At 70.3% G+C, this 24,202-nt stretch carries 16 protein-coding genes; 6 read left to right on the forward strand and 10 right to left on the reverse strand.

Annotated features, from left to right (window positions below):
- Positions 1–151: 151 nt before the first annotated feature.
- A complete protein-coding gene (locus tag ACZ7IB_RS08350; RefSeq protein WP_470910261.1) occupies positions 152–3,412 on the reverse strand; it encodes a tetratricopeptide repeat protein in 3,261 nt (1,086 codons plus the stop codon).
- A gap of 351 nt (positions 3,413–3,763) precedes the next feature.
- On the opposite strand from ACZ7IB_RS08350, the gene ACZ7IB_RS08355 reads away from it, so the two are divergent.
- Both ACZ7IB_RS08355 and ACZ7IB_RS08360 read left to right on the forward strand, forming a co-directional pair.
- Complete coding sequence (locus tag ACZ7IB_RS08355) at positions 3,764–4,306, forward strand: helix-turn-helix domain-containing protein (RefSeq protein ID WP_470910264.1); 543 nt, start codon at positions 3,764–3,766, stop codon at positions 4,304–4,306.
- 189 nt (positions 4,307–4,495) lie between these two features.
- Complete coding sequence (locus ACZ7IB_RS08360) at positions 4,496–6,535, forward strand: thioredoxin domain-containing protein (RefSeq protein ID WP_470910267.1); 2,040 nt, start codon at positions 4,496–4,498, stop codon at positions 6,533–6,535.
- Positions 6,536–6,736: 201 nt separating this feature from the next.
- On the opposite strand, the gene ACZ7IB_RS08365 is transcribed toward ACZ7IB_RS08360, so the two are convergent.
- The 3 genes from ACZ7IB_RS08365 to trhA form a co-directional block, all read right to left on the reverse strand.
- Positions 6,737–7,369 carry a TetR/AcrR family transcriptional regulator gene (locus ACZ7IB_RS08365; RefSeq protein ID WP_470910271.1) on the reverse strand — a complete coding sequence of 211 codons (633 nt, stop codon included), beginning with the start codon at positions 7,367–7,369 and terminating at the stop codon, positions 6,737–6,739.
- An 11-nt stretch (positions 7,370–7,380) separates the two neighbouring features.
- A complete protein-coding gene (locus ACZ7IB_RS08370) occupies positions 7,381–8,898 on the reverse strand; it encodes a DHA2 family efflux MFS transporter permease subunit (RefSeq protein ID WP_470910274.1) in 1,518 nt (505 codons plus the stop codon).
- Positions 8,899–9,048: 150 nt separating this feature from the next.
- Entirely contained in the window at positions 9,049–9,747 is a 699-nt protein-coding gene (trhA, locus tag ACZ7IB_RS08375; protein WP_470910277.1) for a PAQR family membrane homeostasis protein TrhA, read from the reverse strand.
- Between the two features lie 196 nt (positions 9,748–9,943).
- Here trhA and ACZ7IB_RS08380 point away from each other — a divergent pair, with 196 nt between their 5' ends.
- Complete coding sequence (locus ACZ7IB_RS08380; protein ID WP_470910280.1) at positions 9,944–11,794, forward strand: phosphoenolpyruvate carboxykinase (GTP); 1,851 nt, start codon at positions 9,944–9,946, stop codon at positions 11,792–11,794.
- Positions 11,795–11,953: 159 nt separating this feature from the next.
- Here ACZ7IB_RS08380 and ACZ7IB_RS08385 read toward each other — a convergent pair whose 3' ends face one another.
- The 4 genes from ACZ7IB_RS08385 to ACZ7IB_RS08400 all read right to left on the reverse strand — a co-directional run bounded on the left by ACZ7IB_RS08385 (position 11,954) and on the right by ACZ7IB_RS08400 (position 15,705).
- Positions 11,954–12,364, reverse strand: coding sequence for an SCO4983 family protein (locus ACZ7IB_RS08385; protein WP_327273271.1), 411 nt, complete (start codon positions 12,362–12,364; stop codon positions 11,954–11,956).
- A gap of 97 nt (positions 12,365–12,461) precedes the next feature.
- Positions 12,462–13,673: a pyridoxal phosphate-dependent aminotransferase gene (locus ACZ7IB_RS08390; RefSeq protein WP_470910284.1), complete on the reverse strand. Its 1,212-nt coding sequence runs from the start codon at positions 13,671–13,673 to the stop codon at positions 12,462–12,464.
- 265 nt (positions 13,674–13,938) lie between these two features.
- Positions 13,939–14,796 carry an arylamine N-acetyltransferase family protein gene (locus ACZ7IB_RS08395; protein WP_470910287.1) on the reverse strand — a complete coding sequence of 286 codons (858 nt, stop codon included), beginning with the start codon at positions 14,794–14,796 and terminating at the stop codon, positions 13,939–13,941.
- Between the two features lie 27 nt (positions 14,797–14,823).
- Positions 14,824–15,705, reverse strand: a complete 882-nt coding sequence (locus ACZ7IB_RS08400; protein ID WP_470910289.1) for an NAD(P)-dependent oxidoreductase — start codon at positions 15,703–15,705, stop codon at positions 14,824–14,826.
- Positions 15,706–15,801: 96 nt separating this feature from the next.
- Here ACZ7IB_RS08400 and ACZ7IB_RS08405 point away from each other — a divergent pair, with 96 nt between their 5' ends.
- The gene (locus ACZ7IB_RS08405) at positions 15,802–16,149 is read left to right on the forward strand and encodes a winged helix-turn-helix transcriptional regulator (RefSeq protein WP_470910292.1); all 348 of its coding nucleotides are present in this window, start codon (positions 15,802–15,804) and stop codon (positions 16,147–16,149) included.
- A 22-nt stretch (positions 16,150–16,171) separates the two neighbouring features.
- On the opposite strand, the gene ACZ7IB_RS08410 is transcribed toward ACZ7IB_RS08405, so the two are convergent.
- Together ACZ7IB_RS08410 and ACZ7IB_RS08415 are read right to left on the reverse strand one after the other, a co-directional pair.
- A complete protein-coding gene (locus ACZ7IB_RS08410; RefSeq protein WP_470910296.1) occupies positions 16,172–16,900 on the reverse strand; it encodes a response regulator in 729 nt (242 codons plus the stop codon).
- Positions 16,897–21,210: a HAMP domain-containing protein gene (locus ACZ7IB_RS08415; protein ID WP_470910299.1), complete on the reverse strand. Its 4,314-nt coding sequence runs from the start codon at positions 21,208–21,210 to the stop codon at positions 16,897–16,899. The genes ACZ7IB_RS08410 and ACZ7IB_RS08415 overlap by 4 nt, the downstream gene beginning before the upstream one ends.
- A 122-nt stretch (positions 21,211–21,332) precedes the next feature.
- Between ACZ7IB_RS08415 and ACZ7IB_RS08420 the strand changes: the two genes are divergently transcribed.
- Positions 21,333–23,243, forward strand: a complete 1,911-nt coding sequence (locus ACZ7IB_RS08420) for a SpoIIE family protein phosphatase (RefSeq protein WP_470910303.1) — start codon at positions 21,333–21,335, stop codon at positions 23,241–23,243.
- Between the two features lie 60 nt (positions 23,244–23,303).
- On the forward strand, positions 23,304–24,200 hold the full coding sequence (locus tag ACZ7IB_RS08425) for a DUF3626 domain-containing protein (RefSeq protein WP_470910307.1): 897 nt from the start codon (positions 23,304–23,306) through the stop codon (positions 24,198–24,200).
- Positions 24,201–24,202 lie beyond the last annotated feature (2 nt).

Genomic DNA, 24,202 nt, shown 5'->3' on the forward strand with positions numbered 1-24,202 from the left:
CGGGGTCAAAGACGTCCTCGATCGTCGGCCCGGTCATGGCCGGACAGGTACGCCCGGGCCGCGGTCAAAGACGTCCTCGATCGCCGGCCCGGTCATGGCCGGACAGGTATGCCCGGGCCGCGGTCAAAGACGTCCTCGATCGTCGGCCCGGTCATGGCCGGACAGGCACGCCCATGACCTCCCGTGCGTGGCGTGTGGGCGTCATGCCCAGGCGCCACGCCTGCCAGCCGTCCTCCAGGTCGACGCCGCGGTTCAGCACCACGGTGAACGCCTCCGCGCAGTCCTCCAGTTTGCTGTCGCGCGTCGGGTGGCCGGCCAGGAGCAGGTCGGCCAGTTCCTGCTGGGCCACCACCGTGCCCACCTCGCTGCCGCCCGGTGACGCGTACGGCAGCAGTGTGCAGTGCAGGAAGCGGGCCCAGTCCTCGCCCCGTTTGTCGCCGTAGGAGCCGAACAGCTCGGCCGCCTCGCCGCACAGCTCCAGCGCCTGCGGGGCGCGGTTGTTGCCCGCGTCGATCAGGGCCAGCTCCAGGCACGTCCAGGCTTCGCCGTGGGCGACCCCGATGCGCCGGAAGTCGGCCCGGGCGTCGACCAGGAGCTGGCGGGCGAAGCCGGAGTTGCGGAGGTTCCCGGTCTGGGCGGCCCGCTGGTCGCGGGTGACCCGGCCCGAGTGGTGCCGGGCGCACGCCAGCCCGTACGTGTCCCGCATCCGGGAGAACATCGTGCGCGCCCGCTCCAGCTGCCGCACCGCCTGGTCGGTGTCGCCGTTCTCCTCCAGGGCCTGGCCCAGGTAGTACAGCGTCCACGCCTCGCCGCGCGCGTCCTCGTTGTCGCGGTGGCGGGCCAGGGCCCGGTCCAGCTGCTCGACGGCCGGGGCCGGGGCGCCGTCCAGCAGCCGCGCGCGGGCCAGCTGGGTCAGCGCCCACGCCTCGCCGCGTTCGTCGCGGGTACGGCCGTACAGGTCCAGGGCCGTACGCAGCGCCTCCTCCGCCCGCTCCACGTCGCCCATCCGCAGCAGGGTCTGGCCCAGCTGGAACTGCGTCCACGCCTCGCCGTGCAGCGACTCGCCCTCCCGGTGCAGGGCCAGCGCGGTGTCCAGGAGCTCCATCGCCTCCGCGACATGGGCCCGGTCGCGTTCGACGGCGGCCAGGGCGTGCAGCGACCAGGCCCGGTCCTCGGCCTGTTCCTCGGAGGACTGCAGCTCGATCGCCTCGCGCAGCCGCGCCGACGCCTCGGTCAGATTGCCCTGGTGGTGCAGGGTGATACCGAGCGAGCAGAGCGCCAGCGCCGTACCCGCCTCGTTCTGCGCCTCGCGGTACAGCCCGACGACCGACGACAGCGTGGTGCGCGCCTTGTCCAGCTCGCCGAGCTGACGGGCCGCGATGCCGGTACGCCACTGCACGGACCGCTCCAGCAGCCCCTTGTCCACGGCCTGCGTCAACTCGCTGATCTCGCCCAGCCGGTAGAGGTCGCCGCGCAGCAGGCAGTAGTCGCACAGCGCGCCCAGGAGATCCAGTACGGCCCCCTGGTCGACGCCCTCTGCGTGCCGCAGCGCCGAGGTGATGAAACTCGACTCGTCGTCCAGCCAGCGCAGCGCCGAGTCCAGCGAACCGAACCCGTGCGAGCCGAACTGCCCGGCCCGGGTGGACATCTTGCCGTCCACCATGCGGATCACGGCACCGGCCAGCTCCGCGTAGTTCTGGATCAGCCGCTCCTGGGCCGCGGTACGGTCCGCCACTTCCTCCTCGTCCCGCAGCCGGGCCAGGGCGAAGCCCCGTACGAGATCGTGCAGCCGGTAGCGCGAGCCCCGCACATGGTCCAGGAGCCCGGCCCCCGCCAGCGCCGTCAGCAGCCGCTCGGCCTCCTGCTCGTCGGCCGAGAGCAGCGCGGCCGCCGCCGCGGCGCCCAGGCTGGCCCGCCCGGCCAGCGCGAGCCGCCGAAGCAACCGCCGTGCCTGCTCGGACTGGTCGGTGTAGCGCAGCCACAGCGCCCGCTCGGCCGGTGCGACCGGGCCGTAGGCGGCGAGCTCGGTGGCGAGCGCGCTCCGGGTGCGTGGACCGAGCGAGGAGCCCGCGATGCGCAGCGCCAGCGGCAGCCCGCCGCACAGCTCGACGACCGTGTCCGTCGACTGGGAGTCGTACGGCCCCTGCTCCTGTGCCTCGGCGGCCTCGCGCAGCAGCTCCTCCGCGCCCGCCGCGTCCAGTGCGCCGACCGGCAGCTGATGGACCCGGGCCGGGATGTCGGCGGGCAGCTCCAGGGGCTCGCGGGCGGTGACGAGGACGAGGCTGTCGGAACGCTCGGGAACCAGCGTGCGGACCTGGGCGGCGTCGCTGGCGTCATCGAGGACGATCGTCACCGGGGTGCCGGTCAGATGCTGGTGGTACAGCTCGCTCAGCCGCCGCACCTGCTGCTCGGCAAAGGCCCTTCCCCGAGTTCCCGACTCTGCTCGACCGGGGGAGACCCCCTCTCGGAACAGCAGCTGCTCGCGGGGCGCGCCGAGCCGGTTCAGCAGATGCAGCAGCGCGTCACGCGTCGGCAGCGGCGCCTGGCCGGCCACGTCGCCGCGCAGGTCCACCACGCAGGCGCCCCGGAACTGGTCCTTCAGGCTGTGCGCCGCCCGTACCGCGAGCGTGGTGCGCCCGGCTCCGGGCGCACCGTGCAGGACGACGACGGTCGGCTTGGTCTCAGTCGACGCACGGGCCTCCCGCACCCACTGCGCGATCTGCGCCAGCTCGGCCCGCCGCCCGGCGAACGGCCCCTCGGATGCGGGCAGATGACCGAACGACTGCTCAAGGATCGCGCGCATACGGGCCGCTGCGCTGCGGTCCCCGCCGCGCAGCGACGGGGCGGTCCGCGACTGCGTGGGTACCTTCTTCGCCGGTGTGCGCGACGAGGGGTTAAGCATCCGCTGCTGGTCGAGGAACGGACGGATGCCCCGTACTTCCAGCGCCGCCAGCCACTGCAGCCGCAGCTGTTCGGCACCGCCGGGCTGTCCGAGCGCACCCGCGCGCCGGTGGGCGGCGGGCCAGTGCGACGCGGTGATCCTGGCGACGGTCGCCGTGGCCCCCGCGACCGCGACGACGGCGCCCGCGCCGAGGGCCGGCCCCGCCGCCGTACCGAACGCGACATCGGCCCCGAAGGCCGCGACCGCGGCAACTCCGGTGACCAGTAGCGGAGTTCCCATGGCCGATCGGCTGAACCGCCGCGACAGCGGCTGCGCTCCGGCCTCCGCCGCGTCCAGCGCCTGGAGATATGCGGCGTACTCGTCGCCCGCCCCGGCCGCCAGGGAATCGAGCGCGGCCCGCCCGCGTGCCGTCAGCGCACCGGCGTCCGCCCGGCCGCCCGACCGCCGTACCTCCTCCTCGACGGCGCGTACCAACAGCCGTTCGGCTTCCGCCCGATGGCTGTCCCGCATGTGCGTCCCCCTCCGGATACGACGATTGCGACTGCCCCTGCCGGCATCGCCGCCCAGTGTGCTCGGTGCGGCGCGTCAGCGCGAGAGAGCGATGCGATCAACCGGGCCTGGGAGAGGATGTGGGTATGCCGAATCGCTGGACCGTGAGACTGCCCCGTATCTCCTCCAGCATGCCGACAATCCGGTCGACCGGTGGCCCTGGTCGCACGAATCGTTCGAGGACGACCGGGTCGCGGCCTGTCTGAACGAACACTTCGTCTCCGGAAGGTTCGTCTGCCATCGCTGATTCCCCTGCTGCCTACGGTGCTTTCCCAATTTTGGAAACGGTACCAGATGTGGGATCGTGGGCTTGTGGACACCTTGGAGCTTCTCCTGCACCCGGTGAGGGTGCGCATCGTGCACGCCATGTCGGGCGGGCGTACTCGCACCACCGCCGACCTGTGCGCGAGCCTGCCCGACGTCCCCAAGACCACCCTGTACCGGCACGTTGGCCTGCTGGCCGAGGCAGGAGTGCTCGAAGTCGTCAGCGAGCAGCGGGTCCATGGCGCCGTCGAACGCCACTACCGCCTGCGCCGCGAGCGGGCGACGATCGACGCCGACGCCACCGCGTCGATGTCGCTGGAAGACCACCGCCACGGGTTCACCGCGGCCCTGGCCGCGCTGCACGCCGAATTCAACGCCTACCTCGACCGAGATCACGCCGACCCGACCGCCGACTCAGTGGGCTACATTCAGGTCCCGCTCTGGCTCAGCAAGGACGAACTCGCCGAACTCGTCACCGAGGTGCGCAGCGCCATCATGTCCAGGGTGGACAACAAACCCGCGCCGGATCGCAGCCTTCACCTGCTGAGCCCGATCCTGTTCCCTATGGAGGAACGACCGCATCAGGGCTGACTCGCTGGGGAGTGCGCCCGTCGCCTCTCCGGAGCCCCCGTCATGTCCCGGTCCCGAACCGTGGCGAGGCAGGGCCGCGCAGTCGCCGTACCGGCCGCGCGAGCACTGAGCCGGTACCCCTCCGCCCCGTTCGTGCGCTGCCCCTGTGGCGCATGGGCGGGGCGGAGGCGGGTGCGCAAGGATGGGGGTATGCCCAACCGACTAGCGCAGGCCGCATCTCCGTACCTCCTCCAGCACGCGGACAACCCTGTTGGCTGGTGGCCATGGGAGACCGGCGCGTTCGAGGAAGCCCGGCGGCGCGACGTCCCCGTGTTCTTGAGCGTCGGCTACAGCTCCTGCCACTGGTGCCACGTCATGGCGCACGAGTCCTTCGAGGACGACGACACCGCTGCGTACATGAACGAGCACTTCGTGTCCGTCAAGGTGGACCGTGAAGAGCGTCCCGACGTGGACGCTGTGTACATGGAGGCTGTGCAAGCCGCCACCGGGCAGGGCGGCTGGCCCATGTCCGTGTTCATGACGCCGGACGGGGAGCCCTTCTACTTCGGTACCTACTTCCCGCCCGAGGCCCGCCACGGCATGCCGTCCTTCCGTCAGGTGCTCAAAGGTGTGCACAACGCGTGGACGAGCCGACGCGACGAGGTGGGGGAAGTCGCGGGGAAGATCACTCGGGACCTTGCTGGGCGGGAGCTGAGCACCGGGGATGCAGGGCTGCCCACCGAGGAGACTCAGGCCCTTGCGCTCCTCCGGTTGACTCGGGACACCGACCCCGCGAGCGGGTGGTTCAAGGGCGACACCAAGTTCCCGCCGTCGATGGTGGTCGAGTTCCTGTTGCGTCACCACGCGCGGACGGGTTCCGTGGCGGCGCGGGAGATGGCCGAGGGGCTGTGCGACGCGATGGCGTGTTCGAGCCTGTACGACCAGGTGGGAGGCGGGTTCCATCGGTACGTGCTCCGAGCGCGCCCCGATGGGCCTTTGGTGCCCCACTTCGAGAAGATGCTCTACGACAACGCGCTGCTCTGCCGGGTGTACGCACACCTGTGGCGGTCGACGGGCTCGGAACTGGCCCGCCGGGTCGCTCTGGAGACCGCCGACTTCATGGTGCGCGAGCTGCGCACGCCGGAGGGCGGTTTCGCCTCCGCGCTCGACGCCGACAGCGAGGACGGGGCCGGCCGGCATGTCGAGGGCGCGTACTACGTATGGACGCCCGAGCAGCTGACGGAGGTCCTCGGCGATCAGGACGCGGCCTTCGCCGCCGAGTGCTTCGGGGTGACGGAGGAGGGCACGTTCGAGGAGGGCGCCTCGGTCCTCCGGCTCGCGCGGACGGGCACCGTGGTGGACGCGGACCGGGCCGCCGACGTGCGGGCCGAGCTGCTGGCCGCCCGTGAGCTGCGCCCGCGTCCCGGGCGGGACGACAAGGTGGTCGCCGCCTGGAACGGCCTGGCGATCGCCGCGCTCGCCGAGACGGGGGCGTACTTCGACCGGCCCGATCTGATCGAGCGCGCCACCGAGGCGGCGGATCTGCTGGTACGGGTGCACATGGGCGACGTGGCCCGGCTGACCCGTACGTCGAAGGACGGGCGGACCGGCGGGCACGCCGGGGTCCTGGAGGACTACGGCGATGTCGCGGAGGGTTTCCTCGCCCTGGCCGCGGTCACCGGTGAGGGCGTCTGGCTGGAGTTCGCCGGCTTCCTGCTCGACATCGTGCTCCAGCACTTCACCGGCGAGGGCGGGCAGCTGTACGACACGGCGGACGACGCCGAGAAGCTCATCCGCCGTCCGCAGGACCCCACCGACAGCGCGACCCCGGCGGGCTGGACGGCGGCGGCCGGTGCGCTGCTCTCGTACGCCGCACACACCGGCTCGGAGGCCCATCGCACCGCAGCGGAGGGGGCGTTGGGCGTGGTGAAGGCGCTCGGCCCGCGGGTTCCCCGGTTCATCGGCTGGGGGCTCGCCGTCGCCGAGGCGCTGCTCGACGGGCCGCGCGAGGTCGCGGTCGCCGGACCGGTCGGCGGCGAACTGCACCGTACGGCACTGCTGGGGCGGTCGCCCGGTGCGGTGGTGGCGGCGGGGGAGACGGCAGGGACGGAGTTCCCGCTGCTGGCGGACCGGCCGATGGTGGGCGGGGCGCCGACGGCCTATGTGTGCAGGCACTTCGTCTGCGATGCGCCGACGACGGACCGGGAGGAGCTGGCGCGGAGCCTTGGATCAAGCCCGTCCGACGACTGACGACGGAGCCGTCCGGGGACTGAGGCGAAGCCCCGGCCAAGACCGACCGGCAAATGGGGGGCGGCGTCGCGGGGCTGGGCACGCACTCCCCCAAGGCCTTAAGGGCCAGGGGGGACCCCCTTCGCGTTGGCTCAATCCTCCGCCTTGCAGCTGCACGCACCCAGCCCCGCTCCTTCTCCCACCCCTCATTCGCCGGTCGGTCTAAAGCGTCAGCCCGCCTTCGAGCGTGTCCAGTGCCTGGTTGATCATCGCGATCAGGTCGCCCTCCTGACCGTGCTCGCCCCAGTACAGCGTCACCTCGCGCAGCGCCCCCAGCACCGCCGCGATGAACACCCTGACCTCCAGGTCGTCGGGGCTGCGGCCGCTGCGGTCGGCGAGCGCCTGGGCCAGCACCTTCGCCGTGTCCGACATGGTCTCCGTCATCCGCGCCCGGATGGCGGGGACCTCCACCATCAGCCGGGTGCGCTGCCGCAGTTCCTCCTCCTCGCTCGAGAGGAACGCCGTCAGCGCCTCGGCCATGATGAACCGCAGCGACTCCAGCGGCGGTTCGTCGGCCGGCCGGTTCCGCAGCTCGGCCTCCATGATCGGGTCGTACTCGTCGGTGAGGACGATGTCCTCCTTGGTCGCGAAGTACCGGAAGACGGTGCTCGGCGACACCTCGGCCGCCTCCGCGATCTGCTCGATCGTCGTCGCGTCGTACCCCTGCTCGGAGATCAGCCGGTACGTCGCCCGGCGGATCGCGATCCTGGTCTTGAGCTTCTTCCGCTCGCGCAGCCCCATCGCGGGAGGCGCCCCGGGGGCGGAAACGGAAGGGGTACGAGAGGTGGCGGCCATGGTCGCCATTGTCAGGCATCGACGGGCGCGAGGGCCACGTCCGCCCCCTCCCGGGACTCGGTGGGGAGGTTCGTCAGGAACGCCCCGACCAGCAGCGCCGACACCAGGGCCGTGACAGCGATGACGAGCAGCACCACGGTCATGCCGTGGACGTACGCCGCGTCCGCGGAGCCGGCCAGCCGCTGCGCGCCGAGCCTCGCCGCGACGACATGGGCGGCGACGACCGAGTCCCCGGCCGTGTCCGCGGCGGCGGCCGGTACGCCGGTGGTGTCGAGCCGGCCGCTGTACGCACCGGCGAGCAGGCTGCCCAGCAGCGCGATCCCGAGGGCGCCGCCCGTCTGCCGTACGGTCATCAGCAGCCCCGATCCGCTCCCCGCACGGTCCGCGGGCAGGGTGGCCAGCGCGGCGTCCATCGCGGGGACGACGGCGAAGCCGAAGCCGCCCCCGGCGACGGAGAGCCACAGCGCCGTGAAGCCGTAACCGCTGTCGACCGTCGTGCGGCTGCCGAGGAGCGCGGCGAAGGCGAGCACGACCAGGCCCGCCGTCATCGTGGCGCGCGCCCCGAACCGCCGGGTGACGGGGGCGCCCGTCTTCGCGGCGACGATCAGCCCGCCCATCATCGGCAGCATCCGCAGCCCCGTACCGAAGGCGTCGTGGCCCAGGACTGCCTGGAGGTAGCCGGGCAGGATGAACATCAGCCCCGACATCACGAACATCACCAGGGTCGCGGCGAGCGCGCTCAGCAGGAACGGCCGCTGCCGCAGCAGCGACATGTCGAGCATCGGGCGCTCGGCGCCGCGTTCCCGTACGACGAGCGCGGCGATCAGCACGACACCGGCGGCCGACATGCCCAGCACCAGCGGGTCGCCCCAGCCGCGTCCGGGTGCCTCGATGATCGCGTAGATCAGCGCGCCGAGACCGGTCGCGGTCAGGGCGGTGGAGACGGCGTCGACCTTCGGGGAGGCCGGGTCGCTGGTCTCCGGGAGCAGGAACACGCAGGCGGCGATACCGATCGCCACCATCGGGATGTTGATCAGGAAGATCGAGCCCCACCAGAAGTGGTCCAGCAGCCAGCCGCCCAGGATCGGGCCGAGCGGCAGCCCGAGCGCGGACGCGGCCGAGACGATGCCGATGGCCTTGACCCGGTCCTCGGGCGCGCCGAACAGCGACGGCAGCACGGCCAGCGCGAGCGGCATCACGAGCGCCGCGCCGATGCCCATCACACAGCGGGCGGTCACGACGGCGGGCACGGCGTCGGCGAGCGAGCCGATGAGCGAGCCGATCAGGAAGATGCCGAGGCCGGTGATGAGCATCCGGCGACGCCCGAACCGGTCACCGAGCAGCCCGGCCGGGAGCATCAGAGCGGCGAAGACCACGACGTATGCGTCGGCCATCCACTGCTGCTCGCCGGTGGTCGCGCCGAGCTGCTCGGCCATGGTCGGCAGCGCCACGTTGAGGATCGTCATGTCGAATCCGAGGACGAGCATGCTCGCGACCAGCGCGCCCAGGGCCCACCAGCGTCGGTTCATGGGAAACTCCTTCGAGAGTCGCAGTCAAGTGAAAGTAACTCTCAAAAGATGGTGAGTGTCAATGCGCATCGCCTGCCTGGGTCCGGGAATGACGAATGGCCGCGGCTTTCAAGCCACGGCCATTGCGGGGGAGGAGGTGGAAGGGGGTGCTCAGCTGTGGTTGTAGGCCACCAGTGAGATGCCGACGTAGTGCACGACGAAGGCCGCCAGGGTCAGTGAATGGAAGACCTCATGGAAGCCGAACCACCGCGGTGACGGATTGGGCCGCTTGATGCCGTAGATGACACCGCCGGCGCTGTAGAGCAGCCCGCCGACGACGACCAGCACCAACACCGCGATCCCGCCGGTCCGCATGAAGTCCGGCAGGAAGAAGACCGCGGCCCAGCCCATCGCTATGTAGCAGGGCGTGTAGAGCCAGCGCGGGGCGCCGACCCAGAACACCCGGAAGGCTATGCCCGCGGTCGCCGCCACCCAGACCGCCCACAGGAGCGGCGTCCCGGTCGACTCGGGGAGCAGGAGCAGGGTCAGCGGGGTGTAGGTGCCCGCGATGATCAGAAAAATATTGGCGTGGTCGAGCCGGCGGAGCACCGCCTCGCCGCGCGGACCCCAGGTGCCGCGGTGGTAGAGCGCGCTCACGCCGAACAGCAGGCACGCGGTCAGGACGTAGACGCCGCAGGCGATCCGGCCGCGGACGCTGTCCGTCAGTGCGATCAGCACGATCCCCGCGACGATCACGGCGGGGAACATTCCGGCGTGCAGCCAGCCACGCATCCGTGGTTTCACCGGGACGGTGTCGGACTCGGCTGTTTCCAGCCCGGCTGGCTCGGGCGCGGCGGCGGCAGCAGTCATTCCCGCATCGTACCTACGCAACCGTAGGTAACGAATGCGAGTGGCGATGCTCACGTGGGCGGCCCCCTGGACATATGGGCGAATCGGTCGGATGATCAAATGAGTGCGTTCGGCACCGGATGAGCGGCTACGAAGCATCCGGGTCGCGGCCCCCACGGGGCGACTACCAAACAGACACCCTCACCAAGGAGCGATCGTGGCGCGCGACATCGCGGCTCCCCTCACTGCCCCCACCGACCACCAGGAGCTCGTTTCCTGGGTGAATGAGATCGCAGCCATCACCGAGCCGGACCGGGTGGTCTGGTGCGACGGCTCCGAGGCCGAGTACGAGCGCCTGTGCGGGGAGCTCGTGGCCAAGGGCACGTTCACGAAGCTGGACGAGATCAAGCGCCCGAACTCCTACTACGCCGCGTCCGACCCCAGTGACGTCGCGCGCGTCGAGGACCGCACCTTCATCTGCTCCGAGAAGGAGGAGGACGCGGGCCCGACGAACCACTGGAAGGCCCCCGCCGAGATGCGGGCCATCTTTACGGGGGAAGAGGGAAACAGCTTCACCGGTGAGAAGGGTGTCTTCCGCGGCTCCATGCGCGGTCGCACGATGTACGTCGTCCCGTTCTGCATGGGCCCCGTCGGCTCTCCGCTCTCCGCGATCGGTGTCGAGATCACCGACTCCGCGTACGTCGCCGTCTCGATGCGCACCATGACGCGCATGGGACAGGCCGTCCTCGACGAGCTCGGTACCGACGGCTTCTTCGTCAAGGCCGTCCACACGCTGGGCGCGCCCCTGGAGGAGGGCCAGGAAGACGTTCCGTGGCCGTGCAACACCACCAAGTACATCTCGCACTTCCCCGAGGACCGCGAGATCTGGTCGTACGGCTCCGGCTACGGCGGCAACGCCCTGCTCGGCAAGAAGTGCTACGCGCTGCGCATCGCCTCCGTCATGGCGCGCGACGAGGGCTGGCTCGCCGAGCACATGCTGATCCTCAAGCTCACGCCGCCGCACGGTGAGCCGAAGTACGTTGCCGCCGCGTTCCCGAGCGCCTGCGGCAAGACCAACCTCGCCATGCTGGAACCCACGATCTCCGGCTGGACCGTCGAGACCATCGGTGACGACATCGCCTGGATGCGGTTCGGTGAGGACGGCCGCCTCTACGCGATCAACCCCGAGGCCGGTTTCTTCGGCGTCGCGCCCGGCACCGGCGAGCACACCAACGCCAACGCCATGAAGACCATGTGGGGCAACTCCGTCTTCACCAACGTCGCGCTCACCGACGACGGCGACGTCTGGTGGGAGGGCATGACGGAGACCGCTCCGGCCCACCTCACCGACTGGAAGGGCAACGACTGGACGCCGGCGTCCGAGACGCCCGCCGCCCACCCCAACGCCCGCTTCACCGTCCCGGCCGGCCAGTGCCCGATCATCGCGCCCGAGTGGGAGGACCCGAAGGGCGTGCCGATCTCGGCCATCCTCTTCGGTGGACGCCGCGCGTCGGCCGTACCGCTGGTCACCGAGTCCTTCAACTGGCAGCACGGCGTCTTCCTCGGAGCCAACGTCGCCTCCGAGAAGACCGCCGCCGCCGAGGGCAAGGTCGGCGAGCTGCGCCGCGACCCGTTCGCCATGCTGCCGTTCTGCGGCTACAACATGGGCGACTACATGAACCACTGGATCAAGGTCGGCGCGGACAAGCCGGACCAGTCGAAGCTCCCGAAGATCTACTACGTGAACTGGTTCCGCAAGAACGACGCGGGCAAGTTCGTGTGGCCCGGCTTCGGCGAGAACAGCCGCGTCCTGAAGTGGATCGTCAAGCGCCTGGAGGGCAAGGCCGAGGGTGTCGAGACGCCGATCGGCATCCTGCCCGCCAAGGGCGCCCTGGACACCGATGGCCTGGACCTCTCCGACTCCGACCTGGACTTCCTGCTCGACGTCGACAAGGAGGTCTGGCGCGAGGAGGCGGGGCTGATCCCCGAGCACCTCAACACCTTCGGCGACCACACGCCGAAGGAGCTGTGGGACGAGTACCGCGCGCTGGTCCAGCGCCTGGGCTGATGCCCCCGGGCGCACCCCGCGTGGGTGCGCCCCCACACACCCCGCGGCCGGGTCTCCGGACATCCGCCCTGACCTGTGGGGTCAATGGCCCGCCGCGGTACGGCCCCCGGAATCCCCTTACGGTTCCGGGGGCCGCCCCTTTTTCGCGGACCGGGGCCGTCAGAGGGCGCCGACCAGTCGCGAGGGGGCGGCGGGGGCGGTGGCAGCGGCGACCGCCGCCGTGTGGGCGTCCATGCGCTCGGCCGCGAGAATCGCGACGGCCGTGTCGGCGCGGGACGCGGCCACCACCAGTGCGCGGCCCGCGAGGGCATGGGCGCGGCGGTGCAGCGCGAGTGCGGGAGCATCGGTTCGACCGGCGTGCCGGGCGGGCGGCGCGCCGCGCAGCCTGGCCACCTGCTCGGCGATGCGGTCGCCCGCCGCGCCGAGGTCCAGCTCGTCGGTGACCGCGAGAAGTGCGGCCAGGTGTCCGGCGAGCTGGATGTCCAGCTCTTCCTCGCGGGAACGGTGCGGGAAGTCGTCGGCGTGGTCGGCCGGTGTGTGGACCGATTTGGTGCGGATCGGTTCGTACATGGATGGCCTCCTGATGTTGCTGTGGAACCATCCTATATTGGATTTAGTCTAAAGTTATCTGTAATCGATACAGGGGTGGAGGGGGACCGGCCGCCCGCTAAGGCTGGCCGTATCCGTCCAGGAAGTGCGCGATCCGGGTCACCGCGTCCGTCAGGTCCTCGGTCGAGGGCAACGTCACGACACGGAAGTGATCGGGCTCCGGCCAGTTGAACCCGGTACCGTGCACGACCATGATCTTCTCGGCCCGCAGCAGGTCGAGGACCATCTGCCGGTCGTCCTTGATCTTGTAGACCTTGGGGTCGAGGCGCGGGAAGAGGTACAGCGCCCCCTTCGGCTTCACGCAGGTCACGCCGGGGATCTGGGTCAGCAGGTCGTACGCGACATCCCGCTGTTCCAGGATCCGCCCGCCCGGCAGCACCAGATCGTTGATCGACTGCCGCCCGCCGAGCGCGGTGGCCACGGCGTGCTGCGACGGCATATTGGCGCACAGCCGCATATTGGCGAGGATCGTCAGCCCCTCGATGTACGAGGAGGCATGGGCCTTCGGACCGCAGACCGCCATCCACCCCGAGCGGTATCCGGCCACCCGGTAGTTCTTGGAGAGTCCGTTGAAGGTGAGCACCATCAGATCGGGCGCGATCGTCGCGGTCGGAGTGTGGGTCGCTCCGTCGTACAGGATCCGGTCGTAGATCTCGTCGGAGCAGACGACCAGATTGTGGCGCCGGGCGATCTCCGTCAGCCCGCGCAGCATCTCGTCGTCGTACACCGCACCCGTCGGATTGTTCGGGTTGATGATCACGAGCGCCTTGGTGCGGTCGGTGATCTTCCGCTCGATGTCGGTGAGGTCCGGCATCCAGTCGGCCTGCTCATCGCACCGGTAGTGCACAGCCGTACCGCCGGCCAGCGACACCGAGGCGGTCCACAGCGGATAGTCCGGAGCCGGTACGAGGACCTCGTCGCCGTCGTCCAGGAGTGCCTGCATCGACATCTGGATCAGCTCGGAGACGCCGTTGCCCAGGTAGATGTCCTCGACGTCGAGGTCGATCCCCTGGGTCTGGTAGTGCTGCATCACCGCCCGACGCGCGGACAGCAGCCCCTTCGCATCGCCGTAACCGTGCGCCCCGGAGAGGTTGCGCAGTATGTCTTCGAGAATCTCGGGCGGGCACTCGAACCCGAACGCGGCAGGGTTGCCGGTGTTCAGCTTGAGGATGCGGTGACCGGCTGCTTCCAGCCGCATCGCCTCCTCGAGCACGGGGCCCCGGATCTCGTAACAGACATTGGCGAGCTTCGTGGACTGGATGACCTGCATGTCTGGGAGCTTACGACTGCGTTTCACGCGCCGCCCGGGCTTTCCCCTCCGATTGCCCCACTCGGGTAACCCCGGCGCCCCGCTTCGTCTTCCATAGCCATGCACCCACCGTCCCCGAACCGTGGGAACGCCGGTCCGGGACGGGTCGGGGCTTGGATTGGGCCGGAACGGGGGCGTGACGGACGCGGACGGGTGAGATGCGCCACGTGAGCGGCAGTGTTCGGGGCGTGACGGGCGCCGGGGGCGAGAGGGGCGCCCCCTCCCGTCAATCCGGCAGCCGTGTGTCCCGGGGAAGATGGATGCCGAAGTCGGCTGCCAGTACCCGGAGCACCTCGGCGCCGTCCGTCAGCTCCCGTTCCTCGCGGGTGCCGTCGTTCGCCGTGACCGCGAGTGTGCGGCCGGTGAGGGACAGGTGGGCGTCCGGGGTGGTGCGCTGGACGTACACCTGGTGCTGGAACGGGGAGCGCGGGTTGGTCGCGATGTGCCAGTTGATGACCTCGTAGTCCGGCGCCTCGAACGGTTCCAGCGTGAAGGTGTACTGGGCCTCCCACCTCCCGTCGGCGGTCTGCGCCCGGAGCTCCCACTGCTCCAGCGGCCCGTCGTGCGGGGTGTTCACGAGCCGGTGGCGGCGCGGGGCGTCGTGCAGCTCCGCGTCCGCGACCAGGGGGATCGGCTCCAGCAGCGAGCCGGTGGCGCCGAAGCCGACATCGGCCAGATACGGGGTCGGCTCGCCCGGCACCTCGGCGCGCATCAGCATGTGGGTGCGCGGCCGTACGTCTCCGGGCCGGGCCCCCAGCACGACCCGTGCGCAGAGCAGCGTGATCCTGAACCCGAGCGCGGTCAGCGCGGCTACGAGCAGGGTGTTCTGCTCGTAGCAGTACCCGCCGCGCCCACCCCGTACGAGCTTCGCCTCCAGGTCCGCGAGCGCGAGCGAGGGCGCGTGGCCCAGAACGGGGTCCAGGTTCTCGAACGGGATGCCCAGTGCGTGGGCACGGTGCACGGAGCGCAGTACCTCCGCGGTGGGCCGGCGCTCCCCGGTCCAGCCGATGCGGGCGAGATAGGCGTCGAGGTCGAGGCCGGGGGCGGTGCGGTGGCCGTGGGCGGCTTCGCGGTCGGATGTCATGCGCCGACCGTACGCAATCGGGTGGGGTCACAGTGCCAGCAGGTCGACCACACCCGTCGTGCTCTCGTCGCCGCGCCCGTCCGCGAGAAGACGTTCCATCAAGGTCAGGTAAGGAGTGAGGAGTTCGGCACTGACGCCCTGTTCTTCGGCCGTGCGCAGCAGGGTGGCGTTGCCCGCGACCTGCATGGCGAGGTTGGACACCACCCCGCGCGTGTAGTCCCCGTCGGCGAGTTGGGCGGCGGCCGTGTGCACGGAGGACGTCATGGCGACGAGCCAGTCGGCGAGCAGCGGGGCGAAGGCCGTCGGCTCGATGTTCTCCTCGCGGATCAGGGCGAACGCGTGCGAGACCCCGGCGAACATGCCGTTCATCGCACTCAGCAGCGCCACGTCGTGCAGGGCGGCGTAGCCGGCGTCCTCGCCGACGTAGGAGGTGCCGGCCGGTACGGCCAGGGTGTCGCGGTGGCTGTCGAAGAGGGCGCGGGAGCCGCTGTAGAAGACATGGGCGCCGGAGCCAGGGGCGCCGATCATCGGCGGGACCGCCATGATCCCGCCGTCCACGAAGCGGGCCCCGCGCTCGCGGGCCCGGATGGCGCGGGCGCGGGCCTGGCCGGGGGTGGAGGTGGTGAGGTTGACCAGGTCCTTGCCGGCCAGGTCGACGCCGGTCAGGGCCTCGTCGACCGAGGCGTCGTCGAGCAGGCAGACCACGACCAGCCTGCCGGCCGCCACCGCCTCGGTAGCGGTCCCGGCGACGGCCGCCCCTTCGGCGGCGAGCGGCTCGGCCCTGCCGGGGCTGCGGTTCCAGACAGTGAGCGGATGCCCGGCGGCGAGCCAGGTGCGGGCGAGCGCGGTACCCATGGCACCGAGCCCGAGGAGAGTGAGCGGCGGCTTCTCAATGGCGTTGTCGGTCATGCCGATTAGGCTTGTCGCAGGCCCGGAAGCGATCAAGTACGCACTTCGAAGTGGGTGGTTACCGCCGGGTGAGCGAGCAGGTGGGAGGGGTGGACCATGGGTACCGTACGGAGGCCGGGGGCGTACGTCTGCGGGATCGACGCGGCGATGGATGTGATCGGCGGCAAGTGGAAGGTGCTGATCCTCTGGGCGCTCAATGAACAGGTGTGCCGCTTCGGTGAGTTGCGCAGAATGGTCCCGGGGGTGACGGAGAAGGTGCTCACGTCACATCTGCGGGAGCTGGAGGAGGACGGCATCGTGCACCGCGAGGTGCATGCGGAGGTGCCGCCGCGCGTGGAGTATTCGCTGACCCCGCTGGGTGTCGGACTCAACGAGGCGCTGAGGCCGCTCGGTGCGTGGGGAAGGGAGAACATCCTTCAGGACACGGCGTCGCCCCAGCCGTGATGAACCACGTCCGGGCGCGTCCCTATGTCTGGCGGGCCGCCATCAGCCGTTCCACGGCCTGTTCCAGTTCGACGATGCGGTCGGCGAGTTCCGCCCGGCCGGGGCTGTCGGCATCTCGTAGCAGGAGTTCCGCCTGGGCGAGTTGGCCGGCGACCTCGGCGAGCCGGTCGGGCGCTTGTGGGGGTGCCGGGTGTTCCGCGGAGTCCGTAGGATCCGTGTGGTCCGTACCGTACGACGGCTCGGCGGATGCGCGAGCCGGGTCGGGGGCGGCCGGCGGGATCCCGGGGTGGCCGCCGTCGGCCGTCAGGAGGCGCTTCAACTGCTCGGCTTGGTCGATGAGTTGGCGATTCTTGCGGTACAGGTCGAGGAAGACGTTGACCTTGGTCCGCAGCAGCCAGGGGTCGAACGGCTTGATCAGGAAATCGGCGGCGCCGACCGTATAACCGCGGTAGGCGTAGTTCGGATCGACTGCGGCACCGGTCAGAAGGATGATCGGGACGTCCTTCGTCTGGTCGAGACCCTTGATGTTGGCGGCGGTCTCGAAGCCGTTCATGCCCGGCATCATCACGTCGATGAGCACGACCGCGAACTCCTGGCGCAGCATCGCCTTGAGAGCTTCCTCGCCCGATTGCGCGCGGACCACTCGGGCCAGCGAGCCGAGTACGGCTTCGAGGGCGACCAGATTCTCCTCCATGTCGTCGACGATGAGGATGCTGGAGGTCTCCGATGCTGCTTCCCGCGTCGCCGTCATGATGGCCGCCCTGTTGCGTCGTTGTCGTCGTCCCTGTCGGTGAGGGTGCCGTCGTCGTCCTGGTCCGGGAGGGTGTCGCTCCGGTCCCGGTCCGTGGAGCGGGCGTTGTCGGAGGGATCGGGCCGCGGCTCCGGCGTAGTGCACTGCGGATCGAGGAGCCGGCAGATCACGGACAGCAGGCGGTCGACGTCCACCGGCTTGGGGACGTAGTCGTTCGCGCCGCTCTCGATGGCTTTCTCGCGGTCACCGGGCATGGCCTTCGCGGTGAGCGCGATGACCGGCAGTTCCGCGAAACGAGGTGTGCGGCGGATCGCCGCGATCATCTCGTATCCATCCATTTCGGGCATCATGATGTCCATCAGCACCAGTGATACGTCAGGTGTCCGATCGAGGACCTCAAGGCCCTCGCGGCCGTTCTCCGCGTACTTGACGCTGATGCCGACGCGGCCCAGCACATGCGTCAGTGCGAAGACGTTCCGGATGTCGTCGTCGACGATGAGGATGCGACGGTTGGCCAGCACGCCGGCGGCGCGGCCGCTGAGCCAGTCCTTGAGCCGGGTCGTCTCCGGCCAGCTGACGTCGTCGTCGCCGTCGTCGCCGCCGTCGGGCCGGGTTCCGGTGCGGGGCGCGGACTCCTGGGTGCTGAGCGCATCGGCCTGCGCGGCTCCGGGCCGGGCCGCGGGCCGGTCTACCAGGCGGGTGGGTCCGGCGATGGCTCGGGTGGCGCCGCTCGCGGGGCGCGGTTCGACCGCGGGGACGGCGTCGGAGGGCGGACTTGCGTAGTGCGCGGGGACGAAGAGGGTGAAGGTGGAGCCGACGTCCGGCTCGCTCTCGGCGATGATCCGGCCGCCGAGCAGGCCCGCCATTTCCCGGCTGATGGAGAGGCCGAGCCCGGTGCCGCCGTATTTGCGGTTGGTGGTGCCGTCGGACTGCTGGAACGCCTCGAAGATCCCGTCGAGCTTCTGCGGCGGGATACCGATTCCGGTGTCCTTGACGCTCAGAGCGATGACGGCGTCGGCGTTGCGCAGCGTCTCCTCCTCGAAGTCCGAGGGCGTGGCGCGTTCGACGAGCAGTTGCACTCCGCCGGACGAGGTGAACTTCATCGCGTTGGAGAGGAGGTTGCGGAGGATCTGCTGGAGACGCTGCTCGTCGGAGAAGAGTTCGCGCGGTACGTCCTCGCGGACCTCGATGTCGAACGACAGGCCGCGGTCCCGGGAGAGCGGCTGGAACGTCGCCCGTACGTAGTCGAGCAGCTTGATCAGCGGCAGCGTCTTGGGATGCACATCCATCCGGCCTGCTTCGATCTTCGACAGATCGAGGATGTCGTTGATCAGTTGCAACAGGTCGGAGCCCGCCCGGTGGATGGTGACCGCGAACTCCACCTCCTGCGGGGAGAGGTGGCCGTCGGGGTTGTCGGCGAGCAGCCGCGACAGCACGAGGAGCGAGTTGAGCGGGGTGCGCAACTCGTGCGACATGTTTGCCAGGAATTCCGACTTGTACTGGGAGGACGTGGCCAGCAGCGCCGCCTTCTCCTCCAGCTCGGCATTGGTGAGCTGCAACTCGTCGGAGCGCTTGCGCAGTTCGGCGGTGAGGCGCTGGGATTCCGAAAGGAGCGACTCGGTACGGGAGTTGGCGATGATGGTGTTGATGGAGACACCGATGGTGTTCACGAACTGGTCGACAAAGGCGAGGTGGACCTCGCTGAAGCGGCTGAACGAGGCCAGTTCGATGACTCCGAGCACCCGGTCCTCGAAGAGGATCGGCAGGATGACGACGCTGGCCGGGGGCGCGGCGCCGAGGCCGGAACTGATGGTGATGTATTCCGTGGGAACCGCCTCGATGAGGATCCGCCGCTTCTCCGTGGCGGCCTGGGTGATCAGACCCCAGCCCGGGGCGTCGAGGCTCATCCGGGTACGCCGGCGACGGCCTTCGGGCTGTCCGGTGCCGTAACCGGCCAGGAGCTCGAGGTCCTCGCCGGGTGCCGCACCCGCCTCGGCCAGGAAGAACGCGCCGTACTGGGCGTTCACCAGAGGGGTCAGTTCGCGCAGGATCAGGTCGGCGACCTCGACCAGGTCGCGGTGGCCCTGCATGAGTCCGGCGATACGCGTCAGGTTGGACTCCAGCCAGTCCTTGGCGCGGGTGGTCTCACGGAGGTTCGCCACCATGAGGTTGATGTTGTTCTTCAGGGCGGCGACCTCGCCCTGGGCCTCCACCGAGATGGAGCCGGACATGTCGCCCTGCGTGACGGCGCTGGCGACCTCGGCGATCGCGCGCACCTGGGTGGTCAGGTTCAGTGCCAGCTCATTGACGCTGGTGGTCAGGCCCTTCCATGTCCCGTAGACGCCCTCCACCCGGGCCTGGCCGCCCAGCTGCCCCTCGCTGCCCACCTCGCGGGCCACTCGTGTCACCTCGGAGGCGAACGCGGAGAGCGTGTCGACCATCGTGTTGATCGTGGACTTGAGTTCCAGGATCTCGCCGCGCGCGTCCACGTCGATCTTCTTCGACAGGTCGCCCTCGGCGACCGCGGTGGCGACCTGGGCGATGTTGCGGACCTGGGAGGTGAGGTTGTCGGCCATGAAGTTGACGTTGTCGGTGAGGTTCTTCCAGACTCCCGAGACGCCGTGGACCTGGGCCTGGCCGCCGAGTCGCCCCTCGGTACCGACTTCGCGGGCCACCCTGGTCACCTCGTCCGCGAACGCCCGCAGCTGCTGGACCATCGTGTTGACGGTGTCCTTCAGCTCCAGGATCTCGCCGCGCGCGTCGACGTCGATCTTCTTCGACAGGTCGCCGTTGGCGACGGCGGTGGTCACCTGGGCGATGTTGCGGACCTGGGAGGTCAGATTGAGCGCCATGCGGTTGACGTTGTCGGTGAGGTCCTTCCAGACCCCGGAAGCGCCCCTGACCTGCGCCTGACCGCCCAGGTTGCCCTCGGTGCCGACCTCGCGGGCGACGCGGGTGACCTCGTCGGCGAAGGCGGAGAGCTGGTCGACCATGGTGTTGATCGTCGACTTCAGCTCCAGGATCTCCCCCTTGGCCTCCACGGTGATCGTCTTGCCGAGGTCGCCCTCCGCGACCGCGGTGGCGACCTGGGCGATGTTGCGGACCTGGGACGTGAGGTTGTCGGCCATGAAGTTGACGTTGTCGGTGAGGTCCTTCCAGACGCCGGACACGCCCCTGACGTGGGCGCGGCCGCCGAGCTGGCCCTCGGTGCCGACCTCGCGGGCGACGCGGGTGACCTCGTCGGCGAAGGCGGAGAGCTGGTCGACCATGGTGTTGATCGTCGACTTCAGCTGCAGGATCTCGCCCCGCGCGTCAACGGTGATCTTCTGACTGAGGTCGCCGTTGGCGACGGCGGTCGTCACCTGGGCGATGTTGCGGACCTGGGACGTCAGGTTGGACGCCATGAAGTTGACGTTGTCGGTGAGGTCCTTCCAGACGCCGGACACACCCCTGACCTGGGCGCGGCCGCCGAGCTGGCCCTCGGTGCCGACCTCACGGGCGACCCTGGTCACCTCGTCGGCGAACGCCCGCAGCTGGTCGACCATGGTGTTGACCGTGAGCTTCAGCTCCAGCAGCTCGCCGGTGGCTTCGACCGTCACCTGCTGCGTCAGGTCGCCGCCGGCCACCGCCGTCGTCACGACCGCGATGTCCCGCACCTGCGCCGTCAGCCGGGACGCCATCGTATTGACCGCCTCGGTCACATGGAGCCAGTCGCCCGACAGCCCCTGCGCCTTCGCCCGGCCGCCGAGACGACCCTCGGTGCCGACCTCGCGGGCGACCCGGGTCACCTCACCGGTGAAGAGGGAGAGCTGGTCCACCATGCGGTTCACACCGATGCCCAGGCGTCGCAGGTCGCCGCGGAGCTGGCGGCTCCCGTCATGCAGATCGACGTGCTGGGTCAGATCGCCGTCCGCGACGGCGTCGAGCACCCGGGTGGCCTTGGCGACGGGCACCACCAGCGCTTCGAGCACCGTATTGGCGGCCTCGATGTTCGTCGTCCAGGTCCCCGAGCCGGGACTCGCCGAGATCCGCTCGTCCAGCCGTCCCTGTCGGATGATCTCGTGGCGTACCCGCTGGAGCTCCGAGGCGAGATGCGCGTTCCGCGCAACGATCTGCTGGAACACCCCGGCCATTTCGGCCGGCACCCCGTCGGGCAGGGTAGCTCCGCCCCGTTCCTCCGAGTCCTCCACTCGTGCCGTGAAATCACCGTCGCACAGGGCCTTCATCGCGGCGAGCAGCGGGCGCAGATCGCTCGTACGAACCCACTGTCCGTCTTGCTCCGTGCCGGGCCGGGTCGGGGCCAGTGCCATGGAAACACCCTCCGCCCAAGATCCATTGGTGCTCACCAGAGGTTCATTGGTCGCGCTTGTCATAGTATAAAACGCACGAAAGTACTCTTTCTCGTGCGTATTTGGTGCATACGGGAGGAACGGTGATCCCGTTGTCCGTACACGCGAGCCAGTCCGTGTCCAGGAAGGGGCTGCCGGCGAACCAGCTGGCGGCCGCCCGGGCGCGGGAATTCGTGTGTGCGGCGCTCGAGGGGTGGATGGCGACGCTCGCGGACGGGGACGGGGGAGAGGCGTCGGCCACCGATGCGGGCACGGCCCCTGCTCCGGCGCGGGGCCCCGAGGAGATCGAGGAGCTCGTCGACGACGCCGTCCTGCTCGTCAGTGAACTGGTCACCAATGCCGTCATGTACGCCGGCACCGATATCGACGTGGTCTGCCGCGTGGAGCGGAACCCGGCCACCCGGGTGGGCGTCGTCGTGGAGGTCGTGGACCGTCACCCCTCCAGAGGGGTACGCGGCGGGGTGGACACCCGGCACGGTGAGCCCGGCTACGGCCTCCAGCTGGTGAACGCGCTCTCGGAGTCCTGGGGTGTGACCTACCGGCGGGCGGAGAAGAGGGTCTGGTTCCGGCTGGAGGTCGCGGGGAGAGAGACACCTGCGACAGATGCGGCCTCCTCCGGGCCCGGTACCACCGAGCCCGGCAGCGACGCACGGTCCCGTGACGCAGCGCCCCCCGTACATTCGGCGCAAGCCCACGGATACGCCCCCGGGTGGGCCGACCGCGGCGGCCCGTCGTTCCTCGCCGAGACCAGCGAACTCCTGGCGGGCCAGCTCGACGAGGCCATGGTCACCGCGCTCGCGGCCCAGATGCTCGTACCCCGGCTCGCGGACTGGTGCGGCATCTGGCTCAGCGCGCCGGGGAGGGGCCTGCAACTCTCCCGGGTCTGGCACGCCGACGAGCAGCGCATCGCTCCGCTGCGCGAGGAACTGGAACGGATTCCGCCGCCTGCCGCGCTCCGCAGCGGGGGTACGCCCTGGCCGTGGCCGGAGAGTGCCGGCGCCGACCGCGCGGGCGGGTCGGCGTTCGCCTTCCCGCTTGTCGTCCGCGACATCGACCAGGGCGTACTGCTGCTCGGCCGGGCCGGGCAGCCGCAGATGACCGACACCGTGGTGCGGATGGTGCAGGACGTGGCCCGCAGGGTCGCGCAGGCCGTGTTCACCGCCCGCCAGTACACCCGGCAGCGCAGGATCAGCGCCGCGCTCCAGCGCAGGCAGCTGCCGGCCACGCTGGCCACGATCGCCGGCGTCGACACGGCGATCGTCTACGAGCCGCACGGCGAGGGCCAGACCGTCGGCGGCGACTTCTACGACATCTTCCCGATGGGCGAGGACCACTGGTGCTTCCTGCTCGGGGACGTGCAGGGAAAGGACCCGGAGGCGATGTCCGTCACCGGCCTGGCCCGGCACCTGGTGAGGCTGCTGGCGCGCGAGGGCCATGGCGTGGAGTCGGTGCTCGGCCGGCTGAACGTCGCCATGGCGGAAGACAGCGCCGAGGCATTCGCGCTCGGCGCCGAGCAGACGGGCTCCCGCTTCCTGAGCCTGCTGTACGGGGAGCTGACGGTCGACCCGGGCGTGGCCGGAGCCCGCTGCACGGTCGCCAGCGCAGGTCATCCCCCGCCGCTGCATCTGTTCGCCGACGGCAGGGTGGAACCGGCCTCCGAACCCCAGATGCTGCTCGGCATCGATGAGGGCGCCGAATTCCGGGCCGGCACCTTCCAGCTCGCGCCCGGCGAGACACTGTTGTGTGTGACCGACGGCGTTACCGAACGCCGCTGTGGCAACTGGCAGTTGGACGACAACGACGGTCTGGCCGATGTGCTCCGGCAGGGTATGGGGCTGGGCGCGAAGGCACTTGCGGAGCATGTGCGGCGCGCGGCGCACGACTTCGGGGTGGGGCCGGTCGAGGACGACCTTTCGGTACTGGTGCTGCAAGCGGTGGCGGAGGACTCCTGCGAGCGGCGGACCCGAACGTCGGCCCGGGCGGACAAGGCCTGACACCGGCGGCCGGACGCAAACCGGGTGCGGCGGCGAACCGCGCTCCGGCACACTGCGCCGGTGAACGCAGCCCCGTACCCGTCGCCGCAGGCGCGGGCCCTGAGCCATGTCGGGTCCCGGTCCGCGGGCAGGCCGCTCGACCCCACCCTGCCCCTGACGCTGAACTTCCATCCCGACCGGATGGCGGGCGGCCGGCCGATCCTGGTCCGGCTGGCCGAGGACGGTGTTTACCGTTCGCAGTTCGTCACCGGCACCGGCAACGGCGGCCTGACCGCGCATCCGGGTGGTGACCGGTGGCGCTGGGAGAGCCGGATCTTCGACGGTGCGTATGACGACGCGCCCGCCGAACAGCGGCCGGTGTACGGGGCGTTGAACTTCCGTCGCAGAGCCGTCGGTGCGGCGCCGAGGTTCGGGTCCTCGCACTTCCGGCTGACCGCGGACACCCTCCCGCGTGCCACGTTCTGCTACCCGGACAGCGCTGCCGAGCCGACGGACTTCGGCGTGGCGTCCGGTACGCACCTCATCGAGCTGGCCGAGGCCGACGACCGGGACGCGATCGACGACTACATCGAGGCGCAGATCCATGGCCCGGTCCTCCTCGACCGCCATGTCGAAGCGTTGGTGCTGGACCCCGGCTACCGGTCCACACCCGTCGAGGAGGCGGCCCGCCGGCTCCCCTGCCGTACGGAGTGGCACGCCGGATTCCGGCTGACCGTGGAGCAGTTGCGGCTTCACTCCGACTACCGGGGTGCGGAGTCCGTCGATCTCGGCGCCGAGATCGCACAGGGCGGCCTGCTCGACCCCCGCATCATCGGCGACGCGGCCCGCACCGGCCGGTACGAGCCGCAGTCGCTCAAGATGGTCTGGCACTGCCTCGCGCGCTTCGGCGCACCGCCGCACCCGACCCGACCGATCCGGGCACGGAATATCGGGTCCGCCGGGGTGCGTGCTTCCTAACG

This window comes from Streptomyces sp. NPDC037301 (genome assembly GCF_055602785.1).